Source organism: Nonomuraea sp. NPDC059007 (assembly GCF_042740555.1).
Lineage (GTDB): Bacteria > Actinomycetota > Actinomycetes > Streptosporangiales > Streptosporangiaceae > Nonomuraea.
Map to the genome: position 1 here is coordinate 161,979 of NZ_JBHYJD010000023.1, position 4,452 is coordinate 166,430.

General features: G+C 70.0%; 5 protein-coding genes. 2 read left to right on the forward strand and 3 right to left on the reverse strand.

Translation table 11 applies throughout. The features are described from left to right. Both ACFWY5_RS33210 and ACFWY5_RS33215 read left to right on the forward strand, forming a co-directional pair. A partial coding sequence (locus ACFWY5_RS33210) for a DUF4118 domain-containing protein (protein ID WP_379636597.1) occupies window positions 1-2,441 on the forward strand: 2,441 nt, incomplete at its 5' end. After that, window positions 2,438-3,106 (forward strand): response regulator, encoded by a 669-nt coding sequence (locus ACFWY5_RS33215; protein ID WP_379610472.1) that lies wholly within the window; start codon window positions 2,438-2,440, stop codon window positions 3,104-3,106. The genes ACFWY5_RS33210 and ACFWY5_RS33215, both read left to right, overlap by 4 nt. On the opposite strand, the gene ACFWY5_RS33220 is transcribed toward ACFWY5_RS33215, so the two are convergent. From ACFWY5_RS33220 to ACFWY5_RS33230, 3 genes are all read right to left on the reverse strand, one after another. Then, window positions 3,097-3,336, reverse strand: a complete 240-nt coding sequence (locus ACFWY5_RS33220; protein ID WP_379610470.1) for a hypothetical protein — start codon at window positions 3,334-3,336, stop codon at window positions 3,097-3,099. The two genes, ACFWY5_RS33215 and ACFWY5_RS33220, sit on opposite strands and share 10 nt — an antisense overlap. Window position 3,337: 1 nt before the next feature. Continuing rightward, window positions 3,338-3,508 carry a hypothetical protein gene (locus ACFWY5_RS33225; protein WP_379610468.1) on the reverse strand — a complete coding sequence of 57 codons (171 nt, stop codon included), beginning with the start codon at window positions 3,506-3,508 and terminating at the stop codon, window positions 3,338-3,340. Window positions 3,509-3,592: 84 nt separating this feature from the next. Beyond that, complete coding sequence (locus tag ACFWY5_RS33230; protein ID WP_379636599.1) at window positions 3,593-3,994, reverse strand: hypothetical protein; 402 nt, start codon at window positions 3,992-3,994, stop codon at window positions 3,593-3,595. Window positions 3,995-4,452 lie beyond the last annotated feature (458 nt).

Below are 4,452 nucleotides of genomic sequence, written 5' to 3' on the forward strand. Positions count from 1 at the left end.
CCCCGCGGGCCCCCCCCCGGCTCTCCCCAACACAACCCAACACCCCCCCCGCGGGGCGCCGCCCCCCCGCCCGTCCTGGTGGGTGGGGGGGGCCCCCCCCCCCCCCCCCCCCCCGGCCCCGCACCGCCGAGCTCCTCGACGGCATGGAGATCGTGCCGAGGAAGACGGTCCACTACCGCGGCACCGACCTCGCTGAACTGGACACCGCCGCCGTCATCGCCCGCGCGCCCGCGGTCGCGCTCGTGGACGAACTGGCCCACACCAACGCGCCCGGCTCGCGCAACGAGAAACGCTGGCAGGACATCGACGAGCTTCTCGCGGCCGGGATCGACGTGGTCTCCACCGTCAACATCCAGCACCTGGAGTCGCTCAGCGACGTCGTCCAGCAGATCACCGGCGTCGTGCAGCGCGAACGCGTCCCCGACGAGTGGGTCAGGCGGGCCGACCAGGTCCAGCTCGTCGACATGGCCCCCGAGGCGCTGCGCCGCCGCATGGCCCACGGCAACGTCTACGGCCCGGCCATGGTCGACGCCGCCCTGTCCAACTATTTTCGCGTCGGCAACCTCACCGCGCTGCGCGAGCTCGCCCTGCTCTGGGTGGCCGGCAAGGTGGACGAGCAGCTCGACCGCTACCGCGCCGACCACGGCATCGCCGACACGTGGGAGGCGCGCGAGCGCGTCGTGGTCGCCCTCAGCGGCGGTCCCGAAGGCGACACTCTGGTACGGCGGGCCGCCCGCATAGCCGACCGCTCCAAGGGCGCCGACCTCCTGGCCGTCCACGTGACCAGCGCCGACGGCCTCACCTCCGGCGCGGACCCGGCCAACGTCGCCCGCCAGCGCACCATCGTGGAGAACCTCGGCGGCACCTACCACCAGGTGCTCGGCGACGACGTCCCCCGCGCCCTGCTGGAGTTCGCCCGCGGCGTCAACGCCACCCAGCTCGTCCTCGGCGCCTCCCGCCGCGGCCGGCTCGCGCAGATCCTCTCGCCGGGCGTCGGCGTGGAGACCACCGCGCTGTCCGGCTCCATCGACGTGCACATGGTCACCCACGAGGGCGTCCGGCACGGGCGCAGGCACGGGGACCGCTCCGCCCTCTCGCTCAGACGGCGCGTATCGGGCTGGGCGCTGGCCCTGGCCGGGATGCCCCTGCTCACGGCGGGGCTGCTGCCGTTCCGTCCCGATCTGGCGCTGCCCAGCGAGATCCTGCTCTTCCTGCTGCTCGTCGTCGGCGTGGCCCTCGCGGGCGGCTTGTGGCCCGCGCTCACCGCGGCCGTCGCCGGGTTCGGGCTGCTCAACTGGTTCTTCACGCCGCCGTATCACACGCTGACCGTCGACGAGCCGGAGAACCTGCTGGCCCTCGCCATCTTCGTGCTGGTCGCGGCCATGGTCAGCGCGGTCGTCGGCCTGGCCGCCCGGCGCAGCGGGGAGGCCTCGCGGGCCAGGGCCGACGCCGAGGTGCTGTCCACGCTGGCCGGGCACGTGCTGCGGGGGGACTCGGCGCTGCCGTCGTTGCTGGACCGGCTGCGCGAGGTCTACTCGCTGACCTCGGCGACCATGCTGGAGAAGGATGGCGACGGCTGGCGGATCGTGGCCACGGCGGGCGGGCCGCCGTCGGCCGTACCGGATGTGGTGGTCGACGGGGATCTGGGGCTGGCCGTACAGGGGAGGATCCTCGACGCGGCCGACCGGCGGGTCCTGGAGGCGTTCGCGGCCGAGGCGGCGGTGGCGCTGCGCCAGCAGCGGCTGCGGGAGGAGGCGTCGTCGTCCGCGGCGCTCGCCGAAGCCGACAAGATGCGCACCGCGCTGCTCGCGGCGGTCAGCCACGACCTGCGCACCCCGCTGGCCTCGGCGAGCGCCGCCGTCGACTCGCTGCGCGGCACCGAGATCGACTGGTCGCCCGGGGACCGCGCCGAACTGCTCGACACCGCCCACGAGTCCCTGAACAAACTCGACCGGCTGGTGACCAACCTTCTCGACATGAGCCGTCTGCAGGCCGGCGTCCTGGGCGTGGCCCCGGAACCGGTGTCGGCGGCGGAGATCGTCCACCGGGCCCTCGCCGATCTGGGCGTTTCCCGGCTCGTGGCCGTGGAGATTCCGCCCGACCTGCCCGACCTCACCGCCGATCCGGTGCTCCTCGAACGCGTCCTGGTCAACCTCGTCGGGAACGCGGTGCGCTACGGGGACGTTGTCGTCTCGGCGAGCTGGCACGGCGAGAACGTGGAGATCAGGGTGGTCGATCACGGCCCCGGCATCCCGGCCGAGGCGCACGAACGGGTGTTCCGGCCGTTCCAGCGGCTCGGCGACCGTTCCACGCACAAGGGAGTGGGGCTGGGGCTGGCGCTCTCCCGCGGACTCACCGAGGCCATGGGCGGCACGCTCACGCCGGAGGAGACACCAGGAGGAGGGCTCACCATGACGGTCTCGCTGCGGAGAGCCGGATGACGCGCGTACTCGTGGTAGACGACGAGCCGCAGATCCTGCGCGCCATGCGGATCAACCTCGTCGCCCGCCACTACGAGGTGGCCGTCGCCGCCGACGGCGCCACCGCGCTGCGCCAGGCCGCCGACTGGCACCCCGACCTGGTCATCCTCGACCTCGGCCTGCCCGACATCGACGGCGTGGACGTCATCCACGGGCTGCGCGGCTGGACCCAGGTCCCGATCATCGTGCTCAGCGGACGCAGCGACGGCCACGACAAGGTCGACGCCCTCGACGCCGGCGCCGACGACTACGTCACCAAGCCCTTCGGCATCGACGAGCTGCTCGCGCGGGTGCGGGCGGTCACCCGCCGCGCCGCCGTCCCCACCGCGGAGTCCGCGGAGGCGCGCGTGGGCGATCACCTGATCGACCTCGTCGGCAAGACCATCTCGGGCGGGGTACGGCTGACGCCCACGGAATGGCACTTCCTTGAGCTACTGCTCCGCAACCCGGGCAAGCTGGTCAGCCAGCGGCAACTGCTGACGGAGGTGTGGGGCGCCTCGTACCAGAAGGAGACGCACTACCTGCGGCAGTACATGGCGCAGCTACGCAGGAAACTGGAGCGCGACCCCGCGCGTCCCGTCCATCTGCTGACCGAGCCGGGGATGGGCTACCGGTTTCAGCCCTGATCCTCGTCGTCTTCCGGGAAGTACGTCCGGGGCTCCTGGAGGAGATCGACGTGGGCGTCGGTCTGACGGTGATCCTCTTCGCGCATCCACGTGACGATGCTGCGGTCGGCCTCGTCGTCGATCTCGTCGATCTTGTGCCGCTCGGGCAGCTTGTCCTTGTACATGGCGATGACCGACTCCTGGGGATCGTCGCCCATGTCCTGGCTGATCTCGTATGGCTGTTCAGTCATGTCATGCCCGGATCATCACAGTGGCCTTCTGTACGGACCAGCCGGCCAGCAGGAGCCCGAACGCCGCCTGTGCGAATCGAATCCATGGCGTCGAGGCGTCGGCCGCGTACAGCACGACGCCCAGCCACATGAGGCCGAAACCGCCCACAAGGACGATCGCTGCCCAGTTCAACCCCCGCTGCCACATACGCGCAGTCTTACAGCCGTTCATCCAAGACTGGGTATGGACATGGTCTGGCTTTTCTGAGCTCGGCGGCTAGTGGGCGAGCCTGCGGCCCGTGCCGACGCAGCGGCGTAGACGCAGGCCGCGGGGCCGTACCGGGGGAGGGTTCTCCTCCATGCAGGCCATCAGCGCCGCTGCCGTGCGCGCGTCGGAAAGGATGCGCTGCACCGCCTCGCCGTCCGTCGGCAACTGGCCGCGCTCGGCGAGCTCATGCCGGACGAAGGCCAGCGGGTCCGGCGCGTCCACGGTGTCGGACGCCACCGACGCGCGGGCCGCGGTCATCAGCCGCAGATAGTAGGAACGCAGCACGGCCTCGCGCATCCTGGCGTGTTCCAGGTCGTCGACCAGGGTGCGGGCAATCTTGAGAAGGTCGCCGGCGGATGTCTGCCCGTCGGCCAGGAAGGCACGGATGTCATCGAACTCCGAGCGGGTCATTGCCAACACCTCCGGGGTGCAGTCTGCTCGTGTGTACTTCGTACCGGGGAGCGATTGCGGATGACTTGCTGTCCACTTGCCGAGGTCGGGGGCCGGATGCGGCCGCGGAGGTTTGGGGGTGCGTGGGGAGGGAAGGACAAGGTGATTACCTGAGTGGGCGTAAGCGGGTGTCTGGGGCTGCTAGAGTTGCTCCCGCAGGGCAGCCGATCACACGATCCGCCCGGCACACCCCACAGAAATCTTTCTGGCTCATCCTCTCTGGATGGTCTGGTAAGTTTGCGGGGGTTCCAGGAAATGTCAAGTCACTGAATTTGACAGAGAATGGAACGGCTGAAAGAATAGAAATACGAAATGAACGCCGAGAACGCGTCCGTTTCTTGAGAACTCAACAGTGTGTTAAAAGCCAGTGCATGAAGTATTTCATGCAACACCTCGTCTGGAATATGATGAGTTTTTGC

Bases quoted from the DNA above. Each gene is read 5' to 3' on its own strand.
- ACFWY5_RS33220 (WP_379610470.1), bottom strand. From the start codon at position 3,336: ATGACTGAACAGCCATACGAGATCAGCCAGGACATGGGCGACGATCCC.
- ACFWY5_RS33215 (WP_379610472.1), top strand. From the start codon at position 2,438: ATGACGCGCGTACTCGTGGTAGACGACGAGCCGCAGATCCTGCGCGCC.
- ACFWY5_RS33230 (WP_379636599.1), bottom strand. From the start codon at position 3,994: ATGACCCGCTCGGAGTTCGATGACATCCGTGCCTTCCTGGCCGACGGG.